We start from the raw sequence: 21776 nt of genomic DNA on the forward strand, positions 1-21776 counted from the left end.
CCCGTCCGGGTGGGCCGTGGTTCCGCCCTCCCCACCCGGGAAGATCCACGCGGGTAACGTCGCCGACGAGACCGACGCAGGAGACCCGGGAGGTCGTTGAATGAGCGTCACGCCGATCCCACCGCTCGACCGCAAGCAGGCCGCGGCCGCCGTACTCGCCGCCAAGAAGCGGCTCGGGCTGCGCTGGGAGAACCTCGCCGAGGTTCTCGGCCGCTCCACCCCGTGGTCCACCTCCGCGCTGCTCGGCCAGCAGCCGCTGACCGACGAACAGGCCGCCGCCGTCGGATCCGCCCTCGACCTGGACCAGTCCGTCGTCGAGGCACTGACCCTGCCGCCGATCCGGGGCAAGGAGGCCGTCGACACCACCGATCCGCTGGTCTACCGGCTCACCGAGATGGTGCAGGTCTACGGCGGGGCGATCCGGGAGCTGGTACGCGAGGAGTTCGGCGACGGCATCGTCAGCGCGATCGACTTCGAGCTGGATCTCGAGCGCGTCGCCGACCCCAAGGGAGACCGGGTCAAGATGACCATGAACGGGAAGTTCCTGCCCTACCGCGTCTGGTAGTCCCCCGCGGGTGGACACGACCGCCAGGTCGGTGTCATGCGCTCAGGGGGCTATGCCAGTCGTGTCATGTTCACCGTGACGTCGAGAGCCTCCGCGGATCCCCCCGAGTAGATGCCCTTCAGCGGGCAGACATCGGAGTAGTCGCGGCCCACGGCGACCCAGACGTGCCGGTGCGCGATCTCGATGTCGTTGGTCGGGTCGTAGCCCCACCAGTCCCCGGTCCACGCCTCGATCCACGCATGGCTCTCCCCGCTGATCGTCTCCTTCACCTCGGTGTCCGCCCGCGGCAGCAGGTAGCCCGACACGTAGCGCGCCGGGATCCCCATCGACCGCAGCAGCAGCAGCGTCAGGTGCGCGTAGTCCTGGCAGACGCCCTTGCCGGCCTGCCACGCCTCGATCGCCGAGGTGTGCACGCCGGTCGTCCCGGCCCGGTAGGTGAGGTGCTCGCGGACCCAGCGGCACGCGGCGAGCACGGCGTCGGCGGGTTCCAGGCCCCGGCGCAGCGACGCCGCGACCTTGGCGAGCTCGCGGTCGGCGCAGACGTACTCGGTGAACTCGAGCGTCTCGGTGAACCGGTCCCGCACCGGCTCGGCGGCCAGCTCCTCCCAGGTCGCCGACCGGGCGGGCGCCACGGCGTCGGCGGTCTCGACCACCGAGGTGCCGACGACCTGTAGTTCGGTGTGCGGGGCGTGCAGGTCGAACGCGGTGACCGTGGTGCCCCAGTAGTCGGTGTAGCGGTAGGAGCGGGTCGCCGGCGTCGTCTCGATCCGGCTCACGATCACGTTCTGACGGTTGTCGCTGCGCGGGGTCAGCCGGACCTCGTTGTAGGACTCGTGGACCGGCGCGGAGTACCGGCAGCCCGTCTCGTGCACGACCCGGACACGCCAGCCCATGTTCACACGACCTCCGGCGCGGTCCACGCCACCCGGGGCGCGGCGTGGAAGTACTGCAGCGACACGGCCTCGCCGACGTCGCGGATGCACCCCTGCAGGCCGAGCAGCTGCGCGGGCAGGTCGTCGAGCAGCTCGTCGGGACGCAGGAACTCCAGCTCGCTGCGGGCCCGGCCGAGCAGCCGCAGCGCCTCGGCCTTGGCGCCCACCCGCACCGTCGGGCGGTTGTCGAGCTGCTGCAGGCAGTTCTCCGCCTCCCGCAGGGCGTGGAACACCGACCGCGGGAACAGCCGGTCCATCAGCAGGAACTGCACGACCCGTGCGGCGTCCAGCGCGCCCCGGTACGTGCGCAGGTAGGTGTCCTGCGCGCCGGCGCAGCGCAGCACGGTCAGCCAGCCCGGCGACGACATCCGGTCCGACATCCGCGACATCAGCAGCCGCACCACCATGTCCACCCGTTCCATCGAGCGGCCCAGCAGGTAGAAGCGCCAGGTGTCGTCGCGGCTCATCGTGGACGCCGCCAACCCGGCGAACATCGCCGCGCGATCCTCCACGTAGGAGAAGAACGCGTGCGGTCCCACCCAGCGGGCGTAGCGCTGCCGCTCCGGCAGCGCGTTCCACGTGGCGTTGAGGCACTCCCACATCTCCGCGGAGACCACCTCGCGGGCACCGCGAGCGTTCTCGCGGGCGGCCGAGACGGACGAGACGATCGAGCCCGGGTGCTCGCCGGAGTACCCGACGAGCTCGGTCAGCGACCACGCGTCGAGCGGTTCGTCGGTGCCGGGTTCGACGCCGAGCACGCCGAGCAGGTTGCGGGCCGCCCGGTCGGCATCCACGGTGGCGTCCTCGAGCAGCTGGTGCACCGAGACATCGAGGACGCGGGCGGTGTCGTCGGCGCGCTCGACGTAGCGGCCGATCCAGTACAGCGACTCCGCGTTGCGGGCGAGCATCTAGCGATCACCCGCCTGCTGCTGTTGCTGCTGCTGCTGGCCGATCGTCAGCTCGGGCCCGTGCTCCGCGGCGGGCGATGAGGGAGCGATCGAGGCCAGTCCCCGCCGGCCCAGCTCCCGGTCCGCCTCCGGGACGCGCCCCGCGGCCAGCACCCAGGTGTCCTTGCTGCCCCCACCCTGGCTGGAGTTGACCACCAGGCTGCCCTTCGGCAGCGCGACCCGGGTCAGGCCGCCGGGCAGGACGAAGACGTCGTCGCCGTCGTTGACCGCGAACGGACGCAGGTCGACGTGTCGCGGGACCAGCCGGTCGCCGACCTTGGTCGGGACCGTGGACAGCTGCACCACCGGCTGCGCGATCCAGCCGTGCGGGTCCTCGCGGATCGCCTTGCGCGCCGCCGTCAGCTGCTTCGCGGTCGCGTCGGGGCCGAACACGATGCCGTAGCCGCCGGACCCCTCCACCGGCTTGATCACCAGCTCGTCGAGGTGCGCGAGCACGTGGTCGCGCTCGTCGTCGAGCCAGCAGCGGTAGGTCTCCACGTTCTCCAGCAGCGGCTTCTCGTTCAGGTAGTAGGAGATCATCTGCGGGACGTAGGTGTAGACGAGCTTGTCGTCACCGACACCGTTGCCGACCGCGTTCGCGATCACCACATTGCCCGCCCGCGCGGCGTTGAGCACGCCGGCGACTCCGAGCACCGAGTCCGGGTTGAACTGCAGTGGATCGAGAAACTCGTCGTCGATGCGGCGGTAGATCACGTCCACCTGCTGCTCGCCCTCGGTCGTTCGCATGTAGACCGAGTTGTCGCGGCAGAACAGGTCGCGGCCCTCGACGAGCTCGACGCCCATCTGCCTGGCGAGCAGCGAGTGCTCGAAGTAGGCCGAGTTGTAGACACCCGGGGTGAGCACGACGACCAACGGATCGGCCACGTTCGGCGCCGCCGCGGCGCGCAGGGCGCGGAGCAGGTGGGTGGAGTAGTCGCCGACCTGGCGCACCCGCTGCCGGGCGAACAGGTCGGGGAAGACCCGCGCCATCGTCCGCCGGTTCTCCATGACGTAGGAGACCCCGGACGGGCTGCGCAGATTGTCCTCGAGCACCCGGAAGGTGCCCTTCTCGTCGCGGACGAGGTCGATGCCGGCGACGTGGATGCGAACCCCGTTGGGCGGGTTGAGGTTCGCAGCCTCGCGGTGGAAGTGCTCACAACTGGTGATCAACCGGCGGGGCAGCACGCCGTCGCGGACGATCTGGGCGTCGCCGTAGACGTCGGCGAGGAACGCCTCGAGCGCCTGCACCCGCTGCACGATGCCGTGCTGCAGCCGCGACCACTCCCCCGCCGAGATCACCCGCGGGACGATGTCCAGCGGGAACGGGCGCTCCTTGCCCGACAGCGAGAAGGTGATGCCCTGGTCGACGAACGCCCGGTCGAGCGCCTCGGACCGCGCGCTCAGGTCGGCGGCGGCGGTGGGGGCGATGGCGCCGTGCAGCGCGCGGTACGGGGCCCGGACGGTGCCGTCGGTGGCGAACATCTCGTCGAACGCGTCGGGATGCGGCCGGTCGGGCTCCAGGTAACCGTCGAACAGCGCGGACCCGTTCTGACCGGCTGGCCCCGTTCGCCCCGAGGCGCTCCTCCGGTCCGCTGCTCGGCTCACAGTGGTCATCTTGACCCGAGCCGGGGGTGCCGAGCCAGACGAGCGCAGGCAACGACCCCGTGAATCCGACGATCTCGTCGCCGGCCCGCCGCCGCGCCGGCCGGGCGTCGGCGCGTGGGCTCACGACGACAGAGGACGTACGCTCCGGTCATGGCAGTGACGCCGGAGCGGCCGACGACGTCCCCCGCCTCCACGGTGGACTCCACTCCGGGATGGATCACCGTCGGTGCCGCGTTCGTCTCGATGGCCGTCGTGTTCGGGGTCGCCTACAGCTTCGGCGCGTTCTTCGCCCCGATGTCGGCCGAGTTCGGCACCGGCAGCGGCGCGACGTCGATCGTCTTCTCGTTCACCGCGTTCTGCTGGTTCCTGCTCGGCTCGGTGAGCGGACGCGCGGTGGACCGGTTCGGACCCCGCCCGGTGCTGCTCATCGGCGCGGTCGCACTCGCCGCCGGGTTGATCGCGACGTCCCGGGTGACCCAGCTGTGGGTGGGCTACCTGACCTACGGCCTCGGCGTCGGGATCGCGGTGGCGTGCGGGTACGTACCGATGGTCGCCGTGGTCGGAGGCTGGTTCGACCGGCGGCGGGCCATCGCTCTGGCCGTCGCGGTGGCCGGGATCGGGGTCGGCACGCTGGCCGGGGCACCGCTCGCCGCAGTGCTCATCGACGCCTACGGCTGGCGCCGGACGAATGTGATCTTCGCCGTGGCCGGGGCGGCGCTCCTGCTCTGCTGCGCGCTCGTGGCCCGGCGACCGCCGGAGGCCGAGGGAGCGGCCCCGCTGCCGCTGCGCGCGGTGGTGCGCACCCGCGCGTTCCGTTCGCTGTACGTGTCGACGCTGCTCGCGTCGCTGGCGCTGTTCGTGCCGTTCGTCTTCCTGCCGGCCTTCGCCGTCGAGGCCGGGGTGTCGCCGGTGCTCGCCGCGACGCTCGTCGGCGTGATCGGGGTGGCCAGCGTGCTCGGCCGGCTGGCCATCGGTGGCCTGGCCGACCGGATCGGCAGGATCCGCACCTACCAGCTCAGTTTCGCGATCCTGGCGGTCAGCTTCCTGGCCTGGCTGTTCGCCTCCCCGACGACCGCGCTGCCGCTGCTGCTGGTGTTCACCATCGTGCTCGGGATCGGCTACGGCGGCTGGATCGCGCTGCAGCCGACGGTGGTCGCCGAGGTCTTCGGACTACGTGGGCTCGGCGGGCTGGTCGGGCTCGTCTACACCGCGGGCGGCATCGGCGCGCTGATCGGCGCGCCGCTCGCCGGGCTCGTCATCGACGCCACCGGCGGCTACCGGTGGTCGATCGCCGGAGCCATGGTCTGCGCGACCGGGGCGTTCCTCGCCCTGCTGCCGCTGGGCCGGGGCGATTTCGCCCGCTCCCGAGACCGCTGTTAGCATGGTCAGCCGAGTGCTCGGCATACTTACCTGATCTGGGTCGTCCCCTGATCCAGGTCGCCGGAGCCCCCCAGATCAGTAAGCGTGCAGTCCAGGCAGGAAGAACTCGAGGCATACGCGTGGCCAACATCAAGTCCCAGATCAAGCGGGTCAAGACCAACGAGAAGCGCCGGCAGCGCAACAAGTCGGTCAAGTCGTCCGTGCGCACGGCGATCCGTCAGTTCCGCGAGGCTGCGGAGCTCGGCGACGCCGAGAAGGCCACCGCGCTGCAGCGCGCCGCTGCGAAGGCGCTGGACAAGGCCGCCAGCAAGGGCGTGATCCACCGCAACCAGGCCGCGAACCGCAAGTCGGCCATGGCTCACCGCCTCAACAGCCTGTAACGAACCTCTGGCCCGATGCCGACTCTCCCTACGGGAGGCGGCTGGGCCGATCCTGTACGACCGACGGCGCTGCCCACTCCCGCGGGGCAGCGCCGTCTGGCTGTCAGGAGTGGCTGCGTCCCGCCGGCGGCGAGTTCCGGGCTGACCGGATCCGCCGCCATCCCAGCCGGATGGGCAGGCACCCACGCCGCGGCGTAGCGGGTGACGACGTCCGGGTCGGCGGAGAACCGGTCGGAGCGGCCCGTGGCAACCGTCGGAGCGGCCGCGCCGCTCGGCATTCCCCGGCCGAGCCCCTCGATCAACGCGCCTCGCGGGCGTCGATCATCCGTCGCACCGCCCGCTCCAGGGCATAGTCGGGGTCCGCGGCTGCACCCTTGACTTCGGCGTTCACCTCCGCGGCGGCCGCGAACGCCACGGCCAGCGCCTCCGGGTGCCACGCGCGGACCTGCCCCTGGGCCTTGCGGATCTTCCACGGGGGCATGCCGAGGGTGCCGGCCAGCCGGTTCGGATCGCCCCGTCCAGCCGCCCCGACCTTCGCCAGCGTACGCACCGCATCCGCGAGGGCGTCGGCGACCAGGACTGCGGGGACTCCCAGGGCCATGGACCAGCGCAACGCCTCCAGCGCACCCGAACGGTCCCCCGCGACCACCTTGTCGGCGACCGCGAAGCCCGACGACTCGGCCCTGCCGCGGTGGTAGCGGCGCACGGCCGCCTCGTCGATCGTGCCGCCGGTGTCGGAGATCAGCTGGCCCGTCGCCGCCGCGAGTTCACGCAGGTCGGAGCCGACCGCCTCGAGCAGCACCCCCACCGCGGCGGGCACGATCTTGCCACCGAGCCGACGCACCTCGCCGCGGACAAAATCCGCCCGGTCGTCGGCGCGGGTGATCTTGTCGCACTTCGTCTGCGTGGCCCCCGCCTTGCGCAGGTCGTCAGCCAGCGACTTGCCCCGGGCACCTCCGGCGTGCAGTACGACCAGCACGATCCCGTCGGTCGGCGCGGCGGCGTACTCGGTGATCGCCGTGGCCAGCTCCTTGCCGACCTCGTGGGCACCCGCCACGACGATCACCCGGCCCTCCGCGAACAGCGACGGGCTCAGGTGCTCGGCCAGCTGACCCGGGGTGAGCTCGGTGACACGGAAGCGGCGCACCTCGGTATCCGGGTCGACCGCTCGCGCCGCGGTGAGCACCGCCTGCACGGCCCGCTCGACCAGGAATTCCTCCTCACCGACGATGAGCTGCAGCGGTGCCGGGGGGGATGGAGCCATGCCGGTCATGGTCGCGCACAGCCACGACAGATCGTGACCCGCCTCCCAGATGACGGACAGCGGCTGGGCAGAATGGACGGCCGTGTCGTAACGTGAGCGCAACCTCACGGCACCGCGCCGGGGGACAACCGAATATGGCTCATCCAGAGGGGCAGAGGGAACGGCCCGACGAAGCCCCGGCAACCGGCGTCGAACAACGACCAGCGCGTCCGCGCAGAGATCTGTCGACGATCACGGTGCCAATTCCGACCCGCACAGTGCGGGGCAGATGAGGAGATCTCTCGATGACTCTGACTGCCGACGTCCCGGCGACCACCTCGCTCGACCTCGGGCCCGCCCGCGCCCTCTCGTGCCGCGAGTGTGGGCACCAGATCCCCCTCGCCGCGGAGTTCGCCTGTCCGCAGTGCTTCGGCCCCCTCGAGGTGGCCTACGACTTCGCCGGCGTGACCCGCGAGTCGATCGAGGCGGGACCGAAGTCGATCTGGCGCTACCGTCACCTCCTTCCCGTGCCGTCGGACGTGCAGTCGCACCCGAACACCGAACCCGGCCTGACCCGCCTCATCAAGGCCGATCGGCTGGCCGCCGAGCTGGGCGTGCGCAAGCTGTGGGTGAAGGACGACACCGGCAACCCGACGCACTCGTTCAAGGACCGCGTCGTCGCCGTCGCCCTCGCCGCCGCCCGCGAGCTCGGCTTCTCCGTGCTGTGCTGCCCGTCGACGGGCAACCTGGCCAACGCCGTCGCCGCGGCCGCCTCCCGCGCCGGCTGGGACTCGGTGGTGCTCGTCCCGTCCTCGCTGGAACAGGCCAAGGTACTGACCACCGCGGTCTACGGCGGCACGCTGCTGGCGGTGGACGGCAACTACGACGACGTGAACCGCTTGGCCACCGAGCTCGCCGCCGAGCACGAGGACTGGGCGTTCGTCAACGTCAACGTCCGGCCGTACTACGCCGAGGGCTCGAAGACGCTGGGCTACGAGGTCGCCGAGCAGCTGGGCTGGCGGCTGCCCGAGCAGATCGTCGTCCCGGTCGCGTCCGGCTCGCAGCTGACCAAGGTGGACAAGGGCTTCACCGAGCTGGGGACGCTGGGCCTGGTCGAGCCGACCCCGTACCGAGTGTTCGGCGCCCAGGCCACCGGGTGCTCGCCGGTCGCCAAGGCCTTCGAGGACGGTCACGACGTCGTCCAGCCGGTCCGGCCGGACACGATCGCCCGCTCGCTGGCCATCGGCAACCCGGCCGACGGGCCCTACGTGCTCGACGCCGTCCGGCGCACCGGCGGGGCGGTCGGACACGTCACCGACTCCGAGGTCGTCGAGGGCATCCGGCTGCTCGCCCGCACCGAGGGCGTCTTCGCCGAGACCGCCGGTGGGGTGACGGTCGCGACCGCGAAGAAGCTCATCGAGTCCGGCCGGCTCGACCCCGACGCCGAGACCGTGCTGCTGATCACCGGCGACGGGCTCAAGACCCTCGACGCGGTCTCCGGCCAGGTCGGGCCGACCGCGACGGTGCCGTCCACGAGCAAGGCCGTCCGCGACGCGCTGGCCGGCCGCGGCTGAGGCCCGTCGCGGGCCACGACGCCGGCGTGCCGGCAGCGGGTCGCCCCGGCTGACCAGCTCCGGCCCGGACCCTGGTACCTGGCCGTCGCCGGCGGCGGTGACGGCCACGTCGCCCGCCAGATCGGTGCGCCGGATCGTCACCCCGGCCCTGCTCAACGCGTCGAGCAGGCCGGGGTTCGGATGCCGGTAGGTGTTACCGGCGCCGACGCTGACCAGGGCCACCCGCGGCGCGACGGCGTTGAGGAAGCTCGGGGAGCTGTAGCGCGAGCCGTGGTGCGGCATCTTGAGCACGTCCGCCTGCAACGGCGCCCCGGACGCGAGCAGGTCGGCCTGGGCGGCGAGTTCGGCGTCCCCGGTCAGCAGCACGGATCCGGCCGGCGTGCCGGCGCGCAGCACCACGGACGCGTCGTTGACCGCGGTGCCGTCCTCACCGTCGATCCAGGCGGCCGGATGCACCGGCCCGATCACCTCCAGGATCAGCGCGGGCCAGGTCAGCCGCTGCCCGGCGGACAGCGCGACCAGTGGGGAGCCGGCCGCCGCGGCCTGCCTGGCGACCTGGTCCAGCGCCCACCGCGGCTCCCGGGCCGGGCCTAACGCGACCCCGGCGACCGGGCGGCCGCGCAGCGCCCCGGCGAGCCCGCCGACGTGATCGGCGTGCAGATGGCTGAGCACGACCAGCGCGAGGCCCTCTACCCCCAGCCGGTCCAGGCAGGCGTCCACGAGGCCGTCGTCCGGGCCGGCGTCGACGAGCACCACCCAGCCCGGCCGACCGGTCGCCAGGACGAGCGCGTCACCCTGGCCGACGTCGCAGGCCACCACCGCCCAGCGCGGGGGCGGCCAGCCCGGCGACACCACCCGGGTCGGCACGAGCACCAGCAGCAGCCCGAGGAGCACGGCCAGCAGCAGGGTACGCAGCCGTGGGGATCGGCCCATCAGCAGCACCACGACGACCAGGGCCGTGAGCAGCAGCGCACCCGCTACGCCGTCCGGCCAGCCCACGACCGCGCCCGGGACCGCCGCCGCGTGGTCGGCGACCAGGACCAGCCAGGAGACCGCCGGGCCGGCGAGCCAGGCACAGGCCGTCGCGATCCCGCCGCCGAGCGGGGACAGGATCGCGGCGAGCACGCCGAGCACCGTCGCCGGTGCCACGGCAGGTATCACCAGCAGGTTGGCCACGACGGAGACGAGGCTGACCTGGCCGCTCAGCCCGGCGATCAGCGGCGCGGTCGCCGCACCGGCGGCGGCCGGCACCACGAGTGCCTCGGCCATCCCGGGCGGCACACCGCGGCGCCGGAGTCCGGCGGCCCATTCGGGAGCGACGAGCACCAGAGCGGCCGTGGCCAGCACCGACAGCGCGAAGCCGGGGTCGACGGCGAGCCGCGGGTCCACGAACAGCAGCCCCAGGACCGCCGCAGCGAGCGCGGGCACCGCTGAGCGGCGACGCCCGAGGGCCAGCGCCAGCAGCGCCACCCCACCCATCACCCCAGCACGCAGCACGCTCGGTGAGGGCCGGGCCAGGACCACGAACCCGACCAGGGCGACCCCGCCGAGCACCGCCGCGAGCCGGGGATCGGCCCTGACGAGCCGCAGCAGCCCCAGCACCGCCCCAGCGACGATCGCCAGGTTCGCGCCGGACACAGCGGTCAGGTGCGTCAGGCCGGCCGCCCGGAAGTCCTGCTCGACCTCCGGTGTCTGATTGCGGGTGTCGCCCACCGCGAGACCCGGGAGCAACCCCGCCGAGGCCTCCGGCAGGACTGCCGCCGCATCGCGCAGGCCGTCGCGCAGGGAGCCGGCTCCGCCCTGCCACCACGACGCCGGCCCGACGTCCCGGGGCGGGCCGCGCACCCGCAACACCGCCACGGTCAGATCGCTGCGCTGCGCCGGCGCGAGCAGCCCCTCGACGGTGACGGCCTGGCCGGGCAGCAGGCCGGTCCAGCCCGCGGGCGGGGCCAGCAGCAGCACCCGGCCTCCGGAATCCCAGGAACCGTCGTCGACCTGGACGTGGCGCAGTTCGGCCGGCACCAGGACCTGGTTCGTCCCGCCGGGCCGGGAACCGTAGCCGGAACCCCGGATGGGCCGGGGGTCGTCGGTGAGCGTGACGCGCAACGTGGCCGCCGCGCCGCGCTCGGCGGCACGCGCCAGCGGGTGCCCGCTCACCTGCACGACGTGGGCGGTGATCATCATCCCGGCCGCCGCCGCACAGCCGGCGGCGGCGAGGGTCCCGCCGGCCCACGGCCGCGCCCGATGCCGCGGCAGCAGAGCGACGACCAGCGCCGCCACCGCCGCGACCGTCCCGAGCACCGCACCGGCCGGACCCGCGAGCAGCCCGACCAGTACGACGCCCCAGGCGGCCAGGGCAGCCGGCACCAACCGGAGATCGGGCCGGCTACGCGGCTCGCCGTCGTCCCCGCCTTCGTCCACCACGGACCGCGACCCGAGGCCGGCCCGACCCGCCCTCATCAGACCGTCACCAACTCGCGCAGCTGGCCGAAGCGGCGCTCGCCGATGCCCTCGATCTCACGCAGTTGTTCCACCCGGGCGAAGCGCCCGTTGCGGGTCCGCCACTCCAGGATGCGCTGGGCGGTGACCGGACCGACGCCGGGCAGCCCGTCGAGCTGCTCCGCGGTGGCCCGGTTGAGATCGATGCGGCCGCCCGGGACCGCCGCCGGACCCGGCCCGGGGCCGCCGCCCGGTCCGGCCGTCGCCCCTCCCCCGGCGTCCGGGGCCGGCGCGACGCCCACCGAGACCTGCTCACCGTCACCGACCCGGCGGGCGAGGTTGGTCCCGCTCAGATCGGTGCCGGGCAGCGGGCCTCCGGCGGCCTCGATGACATCGGCGACCCGCGCTCCGTCGGGGACCCGCACAAGACCGGGCCGTACCACCTTTCCCGCCACGCTGACGACGAGCGGCCCGGGAGTGGGCGCCGGCGGTGCGGAGGCAGCCACGGCCGTGGGATCCGCCGGGCTCAGGGCGACGCTCGGCAGGGCGGCCACCGGTTCCGCCCGGGGCCGGTCCGACCACACACCGACCGCGGCCAGCACCGCCGACACCGCGGCCACCACGGCGAGCGCGGTCCCCCCGCGACGGCCCGGATCCAACCGGGCGCCGCGCCATCCCTCCGGGACCCAGCGGCGCACCGCGGTCGCGGCCCGTCCGGCGAACCTCGCCCGTACCTGCGCACCGGGCCGGTCCGGCGGATCGGCCGGCCGCTCGGGGCCTCCCGGTCCGGTGGCGTCCGGCGCGTCGCACCCGGAGCCGGATCCCACGGAGGCGGCGACGGGCAGCGGCACCGTCGGCGGGTCGCCGCCCGATACCGCCCCAGGATGCCCTCCTGCCGCGGTCGGCACGACGGCGGCGTCGTACGGCCGTCCGACGGGAGTGCCGAGCACGGCCGCCAGACGCCGTCCGGGGACCGGGTGGGGATCCGCACGCGCCACGTCCTCGACGCTAGGGCGGCGTGGACCCGCCTCGGCCGACTCGGGCGCGGGCTGTGGACGGACGGATCCGGTTGGGGACAACCCGGGGCACCCGTGGTCCCGGAACGCCGGGATGTCGGAGCGATCTGGCACCGTGGCCGGGGGCGCCCGGACCACCGGCCACCGGCTCCGCACCTCCGCCCGGCGGGCCCGACCCGACTCAGCGCCGCAGCCCGCCCGGTCCGGCCCGGCTCAGCGCCGCGGCACCACGACCACCCCGAGCAGCCCGGTCCCGGCGTGGGCGCCGATCACCGCGCCCACCTCGGACACCAGCAGCCGGGTCGCGTCCGGCAACCGCTCGCGCAACCGATCGGCCAGCTCCTCGGCCCGCTGCGCCGCACCCAGGTGGTGTACGGCCAGGTCCGCATGTCCGCCGTCTGCGGCACGCACCGCGAGGTCGACCAGCCGCTGCGCCGCGCGAGCACTGGTCCGGACCTTCTCCAACGGCATGATCCGCCCCTCGGCCAGGTGCAGCAGCGGCTTCACCGCGAGCGCCGTCCCGAACAGCGCCGCGGCCGCACCGATCCGGCCGCCCCGGCGCAGCCGGTCGAGGTTGTCCACCGAGAAGAACACCCGGCAGCGGGCGGCGACGTCGGCCGCTGCGTCCTCGACCGCCTGACCGTCGGCCCCCGCCTCGGCGGTGTCGGCCGCCGCCAGCACCGCGTATCCCAGCCCCATCGCCAGTGCACGCGAGTCGACCACCCGCACCCGGTCGGGGCCCACCTCCTCGGCGGCCAGCCGAGCGGCGTCCCAGGTCCCGGACAGCTCGCGCGACAGGTGCACCGACACCACTCCGTCGGCGCCCTGCGACAGCGCATCACGGAAGCAGGCGGCGAACGCGGCAGGCGTCGGCCGGGACGTCTGCACGTCCAGGTGCCGATCGGCCAGCGCGGTGACCAGTTCCCGGGCTCCGACCTCCAGCCCGTCGCGGCCGACCCGGTCGCCCAGCCGCACCTCCAGGGGTACGACCCGGATCCCGCGCTGCTCGGCGACGCCGGGCGGGAGGTAGGCGGTGGAGTCGGTCACCACGGCGACGCGCACGACGACGCACCCTAAGGCATGCGGCCGCGACGGACCCGGACAAGTCGGACGCGTCGGTGTGGCGCGGCACACCGCGCCACGGCACCGTCAGCCTTCCAGCACCGGCCGCAGCAGATCGGCCAGCGCCGCACCCACCGCCGCGTGAGCGGGCCAACCCCAGTGCATGCCGTCGGGATTTCCCTGTCCCGAGAGCACGTGTTCGCCCACCAGTGCCGGCAGGTCCAGCAGCGCGACCCCGGCGCCCGCGGCCCATTCCCGGGTCGCCCGCTCGGCCGCCGGCCGCCCGGCGTGCACGCGCGCGTAGATCTCCGCCCGGTGCACCGACGGCAGCGCCGCAACCACCGGGATCCCGGGCCGGATCGCCTGCACCGCGGTGCGGCACTGCTCCAGGTAGCCGACCGTGAGCCGCGGTGGGAGCGCCACCGGACCGCCGCCGGGCAGCGCCGCGAACGCGCGGGCCAGCCGCGGCTGCGCCCGCTGATATCCGGCGCGGACGGCGCGGCGCAGCCGGTCCGGCCGCAGTGTCGGAATCAGCTCGCGCAACGCGGTGGGCAGCGGCGAGGGCAGTGTGTCCATCCCGCCGATGCCCAGGATCAGCGCGTCGACATGGGGCATCAACGCCCACACCCGCGGGTCGTGGGTCACCGCGTGCCAGGCGTGCCGGGCGGTCCAGCCGATGCCGGCGACGAGTTCGGCGCGGCCGCCGAGGGCCGCCGCGGCGACGTTGGGCCACAGCCGCGGCTCGTCGGCCGGTTCGCCGCGCTCGGGGCCGTGAAAGGCGAGCGAGTCGCCGAGGACCAGCAGCACCGGCCCTCGCGTGGTCATCCGTTCGCGCCGACGTTGTAACCGGCCAGCCGCCAGCGCGGGTGGTCCGGGCGCCGGGCCAGCACGGCCCACCGGGCGTTGCCCAGCCCGCCGATCGACGGCCAGGCCGGTTCCGGCAGGCCCAGCAGTCCTGAGACCAGGCCCGCGATCAGCCCGCCGTGCGCGACGAGCAGCGCCGTCGCCCCCTCTCCGTCGGGACCCTGGCGGTCGGAGCGGGGATCGCCGTACGCGACGTCGAGTTCGCGCACTACCGGCAGCGACCGGGCCACCACCTCCACCCGGGACTCGCCCCCCGGCGGCGCCCAGGTGGGGTCGGAGCGCCAGGTCGCGATCGCGCCCGGCCAGTCGACCTCGATCTCGTCGACGGAGCGGCCCTGCCACTGGCCGAGGTGCGTCTCGCGCAGCCGCGGGTCGAGTTCGACCGGTAGCCCGGTGATCGCGGCGACCTCGTCGGCCGAGTGGACGGCACGACTGAGATCGGAGCTGATCAGCCGGTCCGGTGCGAACCGGGCTAGCTCAGGCGCGGCGCGGGCCACCTGGGTGCGGCCCTCGTCGGTGAGCTTCGAGTCGAGATGGCCCTGCATCCGCCCGGCGAGGTTGTAGTCGGTCTGTCCGTGCCGCAGCAGGATCAGCCGGCGCAGGCTCACCCGGCGGCGCCGGCGGGCGGGGAGAACGGCTCCGCGTCGGACCCGTCGGCGTGCTCGGCGTCGTCGAGCTCGGGCAACGGGACCCGCGGGCAGTCCTTCCACAGCCGGTCGAGTCCGTAGAAACCACGCTCCTCGGAGTGCTGCACGTGGACCACGACATCGGTGAAGTCCAGCAACACCCAGCGACCCTCACGGGCGCCCTCGCGCCGGGTCGGCTTGACGCCGCGCTCGCGCAGCTTCTCCTCGACCGCGTCGACGATCGCCTGCACCTGCCGTTCGTTGGGCGCCGAGGCGATCACGAAGCAGTCGGTGATCACCAGCTGGTCCGAGACGTCGAGCACGATGATGTCGTGCGCCTTCTTGTCCGCGGCGGCCGCCACTGCCACCCGGGCCACCTCGAGCGCCTGATCCGTTGCCGTCACCGCTCCCCTTTCCGCGGACCGGTACTCCACCGCCGCGATACCCGATTGTCCCAGCTCGCCCCGCACCTCACTCAGCCAGGAGGGCCCGGTGGGCGACGGCCCCGGGTCCGGGCGGCTCCGGCTCCGCTCAGACCGGGTCCCCCGGCTCCCCGGCCGGGCCGTCGGCGTACGGCCCCCGCTTCGAGATGTAGCGCCGCTGGGAGAATGCCGAACAGGTCTCTAGCAACCCGCGCCCTCCTTGACCTGCCAAAACGTCAGGTGACGTTGGTCGACGTTGGTCGTCCTGCGGTGAGGTGGTTTGTACCCGATCTGTACCGAAGGCCGGCACACGGCGACATGACCTCTTCGCCCTGATCCCTGATCACGGGTGCGAGCGGCCGCCGTCAGGCACTCCCCCGGCGGGCCCCGTGGTGCTGCTGCGTGTCATCCAGCGACTGACCATTCCGCTTCTCGTCAGGCCTCCCTGCTGCCTCGTCTACCGACGTTCAGGGCGCGGGGGCTCCAAGGTTGCCAGACAACCACCGATCGACCGGTGCCCCGGCCCTGCTTCTCATAGCCCAGCGGTGTGAGCCGTGACGGAGAGCCGGCCCTCACGAAGCGAACGTCGGGCCCAGGGCAGAGCCGTGGTCTGCCGGAGCTACCCAGTCAGACGCCTGTTGGCGTGCTGCGCCGCGCCAGATTCCCAGCCTCGCGCCTACAGCGGCATAGATTCGCCCGAATGGCCTAGACGCACTCCGTAACAGACCGGCCACGCGCGGCGACCACCAAATCACCCATCGCGCGAGAAACCGGACCAACGATGACGCAGCCATGGAACCCGCAGCAGCCCACCCAGCAATGGCTACCGCCACACAACCTCCAGATACCAACCCAGCGCCAGGGTGAGCCGCCGACCGGGGGCCCTCCACCGGCACCGAAGCCCAAGCGCAAGAAGTGGCCATGGATCGCCGGCGGTGCCGTCCTGCTGCTGGCCATCATCATCGGGACCGCGAACAGCGGTAGCGGGGGCAGCTCCGCCCCGACGGCGGCCTCGCCAACCACACCGTTCTCATCGGCCTTCAGGGCGCCGGCCGTAGCCGCACCGACCACGACAGCGCCGACCACGACGGCGCCGAAACCGGCGTCGCCGCCCACGGTGTACGAAGGCCGCGGCGACGACGTCGTCACGATCACCAAAGACCCCGGCGTCGCGGTGCTGCAGTTCGAGTGTCCCAAGTGCAGCAGCAACACGGTCCTCAAGACCGACGGTGCCGAGAACCTGCTCGTCAACGAAATCGGCGCCTACAAGGGCAAGCACCTCATCGACATCAGCGACACCAGCATCACCTCGACCTTGACCATCAACGCCTCCGGCGCGTGGAAGGTGACCGTGGCCTCCGGGCTGGGCATGGCCACGACCGCGACCGGCAACAACCCCGTGTCGGGCACCGGCGACGACGTGGTGCTCATGCTCGGCACCGCGACCAAGGCACGCATCACCAACAAGGGCGAATCCAACTTCGTGGTGAAGGTGTACCCGGCCTCCGGCTACCCCGACCTAGCCGTCAACGAGATCGGCGGCTACCAAGGCACCGTGCCGCTGGACGCGCCCGCAGTGGTCCAGGTGACGTCCTCCGGAAAGTGGACGATCGCACCGTCCTAAAAGGCCGAGCCAGCTGCCAGCTCCAGCCGCGAGTCACGGCCGGCTGCTCACACCTCTCGGACCCGGCGCCGTCGCTGTCATCGCGTGGTGATTCTCCTGAATGGACGACCGTTGCCCGAACCTACGGCTCCGCCGATCTTTGAAGCGGAGAATACTCAAGATGCCCGCCGCCTGGTTGCCGCACAAGCTCGGATGTACTCGGACGCTAAGCGGCTCTTCTACGGCCGGATTGTCGCTGTATTCGCTCTATCGGTCGCTGCGATGGCGACTTCCGCAGTCTGGCCCGACTCTCGCGTTTTGATCGGCGGCGGTGGAGGCCTCCTCCTGTTCGGGGGGTCGTTCATAATCGAGAGCATCGAAAAGCGGCAGCGACTTCAAGCCGCAGCAACGCAAGAGCTTTTTGATACTCGCATTTTTCAGATTGAATGGAATTCCCTATATGCGGCTCGACCTCCCGCGATCGCGATTGCGAAAGCTGCGAAATGCTATCGGGGCGGCCGAGATGCGAACTGGTACGAAGACACTGCCGGAACTCATCGGCCGTTCGATGTCCTCATCTGTCAAGCAACGAATCTGGGCTGGGGCGCTACCATGCACCGCCTCTGGGCATGGCTTCTCGTCGGCATGTTCGCCGTAGCGGTAGCTGTACTCGGAGCCGCGTGGGTGGTGCTCCGCCTACCTCCTGATGCTGCGCTTTTGACCCTATTCGTGCCATTTCTGGCACCCGCGAAGGAGCTTGCCAACCTGATACGCTCAAACTTCGACGCGTCCAGCACCAAGGAGTCGGCCGAACGTACATTGAGCGAAGTTTGGGAGAAGGGAATGTTCGAGAATATCGTCCCCGACGAAAGCAAGCTTCGGTCAATCCAAGACAAAATCCTCACGCTTCGACAGGCGAATGCTTACGTGCCAGACTGGCTAGATTCTATTTTCCACAAGCGCAATGAAGCGGTCATGCGTGCGAGCGTCGCCGATCGCGTCCTGCAAGCCAAGCGGCACGGCTATGGGTAGAACGGACCACTAAGGGGCGAACCATCGCCGGCGGACATCCGCACGTACTGGCACAGATATATGCGCCAGACTTCGACTGCAATCATGCAACGATCAACTATTAGGAGGACAATTTGGCACAGTCAGCCTTGTCATACCTCAACGAGCTACTGGCCTTCTACACCCCCTCGAGCACATATTTTGACTCCGCGCGGCAGCATCGCTCCGCGATCGAGAAGCGGTTAGACCTCAAGCTCGGCGTTCGAGAGATGTTCGAGACAGGCTCTCTGCGTCACGGTACTGGTGTCGCCTATTGGAGCGATGCTGATTACCTGGTCTCTCTGAAGGGCGAACGGCCAACCTCAACCACCGCCCTGAACAACGTAAAGGCAGAGCTTGCCGACCGCTTCAAATCGACTGTCGTGAAGATCCGACGCCCCGCGGTAGTCTGCGACTTTGCAGACGGGAAAGAAACCGTAGAGGTTGTACCCGCATTCGCGGCTGACTCCGGATACTGGATACCAGATCCGACTGGCGGCTGGATGAAGACGCACCCGAAAGACCACAACAGCTACGTCAACGACGTAAACAAGAAGCATGCGGGCGGGGCGAAGAAGCTGGCACGACTCGCTAAGGTTTGGAAGTATAGGCGCCGCGTCCCTGTCTCGTCCTGCTATCTCGAGATGAGAGCGGCGAAGTATGCCGACGGCGAGACCTCATGGCACCTTCCGATTGAGCTCCACCGCTATCTTGCTCGGCTGCAGGATATTCAGCTCGCAGCAATGAATGACCCGACCGGCTTAGGTTCGCGCTTCACCGCATACTCGTCCGACTCCAAACGCGATGACGCGCTTTCGAAGCTGGCTACAGCAGTCACACGAGCGAGGAGGGCAAAGGAATTCGACCTCGATGGCGAATCGGCCAAGGCGATCGAGCAGTACAAGCTGCTATTCGACAAGTAGCTACGCCGTAGGACCGTCGCATCATCGTCTCTCAACGAGGTGGGCTTGTGCGGCATCCCGTCGACCTGGCGCCAGCCCGATCACGCCGCGGACGGAGGGCAACCTGCCCGCGAAGATCGACCACATACAGGTGTCCGGCGAAGCCGGCCCTGCCCCCGACCACGACGCCAGGCTTGCCCTCCGTCCGCGGCGTGATAGCCCTTGTGGAGGTCGACGGGATGCCGCATCTCGCAACCACCCACCCCTCCCCGCGCTCGCTCTGTGCCCGACATCCCGGAGACCTGCCTGTCCGGCGAGGACATGTCCTTGTTCTTCTCAGCGCGAGCGGCGCACTGCTCTTCGCGGTGCCGCGGCCGGGTTCGCCCCTCCTGCCGGGCGCGCGGCGACGGGGACCGGCCGGAGGCCGCACGCCCCGGCGCCGCATGGCGCCCGGCATCGGACACAGTCCCGGCCGCGGCGCCGCAGGCGCCGCCTTGATCAGGAATGGAAAGTCTGAACACACGCGCCGCAGTCCTGACTGTCCGGTCCCGGCTGATGCTTGACGTTCCGGTCTCACCTGATGCTTGACGTTCGGGCCTGATCAGCTTCGCTAACGCCGTCCTGGTTGGGCGGTTTCGGGAGGGCGGGATTGGCCATGGTGGAGTTGTCCGTGGTCGAGCAGCTTAGACCGAGCCGGTCACCGTCAGCTTCGTGACGTTCAGCGTGGGTACCGTCATCTTGCCGCCCATGGCTGTTTCGTAGCTGGTCGAGCCAGTAACGGTGGCCTCGGCGGTGAACAGGTTGCCCTGAACCACAGTGCGGAGCGCGTTGGCGTCGCCGGTCAGGATGGTGTTGGTCGGATAGTCGGCGTATCCGTACTCGACCTTGTGCTCGACGCCGTCCACGTTGGCGCGGAACGTGCTGGTACCGGTAGCCGGGTCGAACTGGGTGACCTCGCCGTACACAACCACGCGCTCACCCTTGTGCCCGTCCGGATCCTTGGCGATGAGCTGCCATTCCTGCGCAGTGATCGCCTTCGCCGGAGTGAGGACGGCTGGGGCAGCATTGCTACTGTCCGAGCTGGTGGAGCGGCTGCTCAGGCCAGCGATCACGAACAACGCGACGAACATGGCGACCACGCCGCCGAGAACCTTGGGCCACCTGCGCCGCTTGCGCACCGGCACAGAGGGGACTGGCTGCTGTGGAATGTGTGGAAGCGAGTAGGTTCCGTAGCCCGCGGTCGGCTGCTGGTAACCGTAGGGCTGTTGGTAGCCGTAGGGCTGTTGGTAGCCGTAGGGCACGGCCGGCTGCTGATAGTCGTAGGGCGGCTGACCCTGCTGGTAGGGCTGCTGCCGGTCGGGTTCCGGTCGCGCTGTCATACCCCGCTATCGGCACCCATAAAATGCCCGTTACCGGCTCTTCGGACGCAGTCAGCCAACATCGTTGGTTCTGATGATCCGCCGTGCGGTCACGCCACCAGCAGATGCAGGCCTACGCCGGTCCGTTGGCGATACCGTCTAGTCGACCTGGCTCTGATGCTTCATTCGTGCCGCGGTATCGAGCTCACTCATCGATGCGATCACCGCGTCAGGCTCGAACGAGCGAAGTGCTCGATCCTTGCCGGGCTTGTTCGCGAACGCGATGACGGCGACGTCGGCCGCCCGCGCTGCCTGTATGTCGGTGATCGAGTCGCCTACGAGCACGCACTCCCCCGGCTTGGCGCCGAGCTGCTCAATCGCCTGGTACAACAAGCAAGGCTCAGGCTTGAGCCTGCGGGCCTGGAAGCCGGCGCGCGCTGCGATGCCATCGACGTCTGGCCCGAGCCCATACCGCTCGATGAACTCGCCGATCGCCGCCTCGGAATTATTACTGACGATCGTGATCGTGTGACCGGTGGCCCGTAGAGTCGCGATGGCGTCGAGTGCACCCAGAGTGGGCGGAACCTGACGGACAGACGCGATCTCGTACTGCGTGAGCGCCTTCTCCGCCTGCTCAGCCTTCTCGCGGTCGAGCCGGTCGGATGCGTACCGCAGAACGTCGAACGGGTCTTCGGAGTAGCCGACCCGATCGGGAAGGATCTTCCGCCACTCCGCCGCTCCCAAAGCCCTCCGAACAGCGTCCGCGGCGGCCTGACTCCCTCGACCCGGGAACACAGCGCAGACAGGTCCGTCGAAGTCGAGGAGGATGTGTCGCCGCTCGGCGAGGAGCTGAACCAGGCTCATTGCCGGACGGGTCGAGCGACGGTGGACCACATGCTGTCGAACCACATCTTCGACTGTGCGACGAACTGCGAGGCCATCGAGTCGGGGTCGACATCGGCGCTGTGGTGAAACAAGGTGGCGTCCTTGCCCATCAGGTCCCACATGGTCACCGACTCGCCGTCGAGCTGCACCGCGTGCTCCTGAACCGGGTAGTAGCCGAAGAACGCCTCGGTGTCGTTGAGCAGGTAGAGCTTGAACATCGGCACGGCCGGCGCGACTCGAACCTCGGCCCGGGTGTGGTCGACGAGGCCGAGCTCGCGCAACTCGGTCACCGCGTCCACGATGGCCTGGGTGTGCCGCTGCATGATCTGCGTGGCGCGTTCCCGGAATGCCGGGCTGTCGCCCAGGTCCTCGACGCGGGCGGGCAACGTCCACGGCACGGCGGGGTTCGGCACCAGGATCCGGACCGTGATCGACTCGGGGCGCAGCCGGCCGGCGCGGACCTTGTCGAGCGGCTCGGCGATCGCGCCGTGCAGCGTCTCCCCGGAAAAGCCGGCGAAGTCGACAGTCACCTGCGGTGCCTCGAAGGCGCGGTCCATGTGCGGGCGCAGGCCGACTGGCCGCTCGGTGCGCTCGCGGACGAAGACTCCGCTCCCCTGCCGCGATACGACGAGGCCCTCGTCGCGCAGCAGACGGACCGCCTGCTGCACCGTCATCCGGGCGACGCCGTAGCGCTTGGACAGCTCGGGACCGGACGGCAGCTTCTCCCCTGGCTGGAAGGTACGAGTGAGGATCGCAGCCCGCAGGGCGTTTGCCACCTGCTGGTACGGGGGCCGCGGGTCGTCCGGGTCGAGGTCATGCACGCAGTGACTCTATGGGGCCACCTGCCTAGCGTGCTAGCCATCCTGACCAACTCATGAGATCTGCTTCACTTGGCTAGCCAAGCTGTGCTACGTTGATCTGGC

Annotated in this window: 19 protein-coding genes, 1 pseudogene and 1 riboswitch; of the genes and pseudogenes, 7 read left to right on the plus strand and 13 right to left on the minus strand. The window is 71.0% G+C overall.

Translation table 11 applies throughout. The features are described from left to right. Nucleotides 1-100 precede the first annotated feature (100 nt). The gene (gene cynS / locus HF519_RS06580) at nucleotides 101-565 is read left to right on the plus strand and encodes a cyanase (protein ID WP_169411140.1); all 465 of its coding nucleotides are present in this window, start codon (nucleotides 101-103) and stop codon (nucleotides 563-565) included. Between the two features lie 50 nt (nucleotides 566-615). Here the strand turns inward: cynS and HF519_RS06585 are convergent, their stop codons facing one another. From HF519_RS06585 to HF519_RS06595, 3 genes are read right to left on the minus strand one after another with little or no spacing between them, the layout of a single operon-like run. After that, nucleotides 616-1458, minus strand: a complete 843-nt coding sequence (locus HF519_RS06585) for a transglutaminase family protein (RefSeq protein ID WP_169411142.1) — start codon at nucleotides 1456-1458, stop codon at nucleotides 616-618. A gap of 2 nt (nucleotides 1459-1460) precedes the next feature. After that, nucleotides 1461-2405: an alpha-E domain-containing protein gene (locus HF519_RS06590; protein WP_169411145.1), complete on the minus strand. Its 945-nt coding sequence runs from the start codon at nucleotides 2403-2405 to the stop codon at nucleotides 1461-1463. Next, nucleotides 2406-4058, minus strand: a complete 1653-nt coding sequence (locus HF519_RS06595) for a circularly permuted type 2 ATP-grasp protein (protein ID WP_169411147.1) — start codon at nucleotides 4056-4058, stop codon at nucleotides 2406-2408. A 141-nt stretch (nucleotides 4059-4199) separates the two neighbouring features. On the opposite strand from HF519_RS06595, the gene HF519_RS06600 reads away from it, so the two are divergent. Both HF519_RS06600 and rpsT read left to right on the plus strand, forming a co-directional pair. After that, on the plus strand, nucleotides 4200-5429 hold the full coding sequence (locus HF519_RS06600; RefSeq protein ID WP_169411150.1) for an MFS transporter: 1230 nt from the start codon (nucleotides 4200-4202) through the stop codon (nucleotides 5427-5429). 119 nt (nucleotides 5430-5548) lie between these two features. Then, on the plus strand, nucleotides 5549-5809 hold the full coding sequence (gene rpsT, locus HF519_RS06605) for a 30S ribosomal protein S20 (RefSeq protein WP_169411151.1): 261 nt from the start codon (nucleotides 5549-5551) through the stop codon (nucleotides 5807-5809). Nucleotides 5810-6107: 298 nt separating this feature from the next. Here the strand turns inward: rpsT and holA are convergent, their stop codons facing one another. Then, entirely contained in the window at nucleotides 6108-7082 is a 975-nt protein-coding gene (gene holA / locus HF519_RS06610) for a DNA polymerase III subunit delta (RefSeq protein ID WP_169411237.1), read from the minus strand. Between the two features lie 127 nt (nucleotides 7083-7209). Continuing rightward, nucleotides 7210-7348, plus strand: a riboswitch (SAM riboswitch). A 9-nt stretch (nucleotides 7349-7357) separates the two neighbouring features. On the opposite strand from holA, the gene thrC reads away from it, so the two are divergent. Next, entirely contained in the window at nucleotides 7358-8626 is a 1269-nt protein-coding gene (gene thrC / locus HF519_RS06615; RefSeq protein WP_169411153.1) for a threonine synthase, read from the plus strand. A 267-nt stretch (nucleotides 8627-8893) separates the two neighbouring features. On the opposite strand, the pseudogene HF519_RS06620 reads toward thrC, so the two are convergent. The 6 genes and pseudogenes from HF519_RS06620 to rsfS all read right to left on the minus strand — a co-directional run. Then, nucleotides 8894-11086: pseudogene (locus tag HF519_RS06620) on the minus strand (ComEC/Rec2 family competence protein); the annotation flags it as partial. Then, entirely contained in the window at nucleotides 11086-12063 is a 978-nt protein-coding gene (locus HF519_RS06625; protein ID WP_312859940.1) for a ComEA family DNA-binding protein, read from the minus strand. The pseudogene HF519_RS06620 and the gene HF519_RS06625, both read right to left, overlap by 1 nt. A gap of 231 nt (nucleotides 12064-12294) precedes the next feature. Then, nucleotides 12295-13143 (minus strand): DegV family protein, encoded by an 849-nt coding sequence (locus HF519_RS06630; protein ID WP_169411155.1) that lies wholly within the window; start codon nucleotides 13141-13143, stop codon nucleotides 12295-12297. Between the two features lie 87 nt (nucleotides 13144-13230). Further along, entirely contained in the window at nucleotides 13231-13968 is a 738-nt protein-coding gene (gene octT, locus HF519_RS06635; RefSeq protein ID WP_169411157.1) for a diglucosylglycerate octanoyltransferase, read from the minus strand. Continuing rightward, a complete protein-coding gene (locus tag HF519_RS06640) occupies nucleotides 13965-14615 on the minus strand; it encodes a histidine phosphatase family protein (protein ID WP_169411159.1) in 651 nt (216 codons plus the stop codon). Before HF519_RS06640 ends, octT begins: the two co-directional genes overlap by 4 nt. After that, complete coding sequence (gene rsfS, locus HF519_RS06645) at nucleotides 14612-15037, minus strand: ribosome silencing factor (protein WP_169411161.1); 426 nt, start codon at nucleotides 15035-15037, stop codon at nucleotides 14612-14614. The genes HF519_RS06640 and rsfS overlap by 4 nt, the downstream gene beginning before the upstream one ends. Nucleotides 15038-16172: 1135 nt before the next feature. Here rsfS and HF519_RS06650 point away from each other — a divergent pair. From HF519_RS06650 to HF519_RS06660, 3 genes are all read left to right on the plus strand, one after another. After that, nucleotides 16173-16679 (plus strand): hypothetical protein, encoded by a 507-nt coding sequence (locus tag HF519_RS06650; protein WP_169411163.1) that lies wholly within the window; start codon nucleotides 16173-16175, stop codon nucleotides 16677-16679. 84 nt (nucleotides 16680-16763) lie between these two features. Continuing rightward, on the plus strand, nucleotides 16764-17690 hold the full coding sequence (locus HF519_RS06655; protein ID WP_169411165.1) for an S-4TM family putative pore-forming effector: 927 nt from the start codon (nucleotides 16764-16766) through the stop codon (nucleotides 17688-17690). A gap of 113 nt (nucleotides 17691-17803) precedes the next feature. After that, nucleotides 17804-18631, plus strand: coding sequence for an SMODS domain-containing nucleotidyltransferase (locus HF519_RS06660; protein ID WP_169411167.1), 828 nt, complete (start codon nucleotides 17804-17806; stop codon nucleotides 18629-18631). Between the two features lie 662 nt (nucleotides 18632-19293). Here the strand turns inward: HF519_RS06660 and HF519_RS06665 are convergent. From HF519_RS06665 to HF519_RS31005, 3 genes are all read right to left on the minus strand, one after another. Next, on the minus strand, nucleotides 19294-19989 hold the full coding sequence (locus tag HF519_RS06665; protein WP_169411168.1) for a hypothetical protein: 696 nt from the start codon (nucleotides 19987-19989) through the stop codon (nucleotides 19294-19296). 138 nt (nucleotides 19990-20127) lie between these two features. Next, nucleotides 20128-20832 (minus strand): HAD family hydrolase, encoded by a 705-nt coding sequence (locus HF519_RS06670; RefSeq protein WP_246242696.1) that lies wholly within the window; start codon nucleotides 20830-20832, stop codon nucleotides 20128-20130. Next, nucleotides 20829-21674 (minus strand): winged helix-turn-helix domain-containing protein, encoded by an 846-nt coding sequence (locus tag HF519_RS31005; RefSeq protein ID WP_169411173.1) that lies wholly within the window; start codon nucleotides 21672-21674, stop codon nucleotides 20829-20831. The genes HF519_RS06670 and HF519_RS31005 overlap by 4 nt, the downstream gene beginning before the upstream one ends. Nucleotides 21675-21776: the final 102 nt, after the last annotated feature.

The sequence above is a fragment of the Pseudonocardia bannensis genome (assembly GCF_012911875.1).
GTDB lineage: Bacteria > Actinomycetota > Actinomycetes > Mycobacteriales > Pseudonocardiaceae > Pseudonocardia > Pseudonocardia bannensis.

What these genes read in the sequence shown, in the direction of transcription:
- HF519_RS06590 (WP_169411145.1), bottom strand. Translation starts at nt 2,405, where the DNA reads ATGCTCGCCCGCAACGCGGAGTCGCTGTACTGGATCGGCCGCTACGTC.
- HF519_RS06585 (WP_169411142.1), bottom strand. Translation starts at nt 1,458, where the DNA reads ATGGGCTGGCGTGTCCGGGTCGTGCACGAGACGGGCTGCCGGTACTCC.
- cynS (WP_169411140.1), top strand. Translation starts at nt 101, where the DNA reads ATGAGCGTCACGCCGATCCCACCGCTCGACCGCAAGCAGGCCGCGGCC.
- HF519_RS06595 (WP_169411147.1), bottom strand. Translation starts at nt 4,058, where the DNA reads ATGACCACTGTGAGCCGAGCAGCGGACCGGAGGAGCGCCTCGGGGCGA.
- octT (WP_169411157.1), bottom strand. Translation starts at nt 13,968, where the DNA reads ATGACCACGCGAGGGCCGGTGCTGCTGGTCCTCGGCGACTCGCTCGCC.
- thrC (WP_169411153.1), top strand. Translation starts at nt 7,358, where the DNA reads ATGACTCTGACTGCCGACGTCCCGGCGACCACCTCGCTCGACCTCGGG.
- holA (WP_169411237.1), bottom strand. Translation starts at nt 7,082, where the DNA reads ATGACCGGCATGGCTCCATCCCCCCCGGCACCGCTGCAGCTCATCGTC.
- HF519_RS06665 (WP_169411168.1), bottom strand. Translation starts at nt 19,989, where the DNA reads ATGACAGCGCGACCGGAACCCGACCGGCAGCAGCCCTACCAGCAGGGT.
- HF519_RS06670 (WP_246242696.1), bottom strand. Translation starts at nt 20,832, where the DNA reads ATGAGCCTGGTTCAGCTCCTCGCCGAGCGGCGACACATCCTCCTCGAC.
- HF519_RS06600 (WP_169411150.1), top strand. Translation starts at nt 4,200, where the DNA reads ATGGCAGTGACGCCGGAGCGGCCGACGACGTCCCCCGCCTCCACGGTG.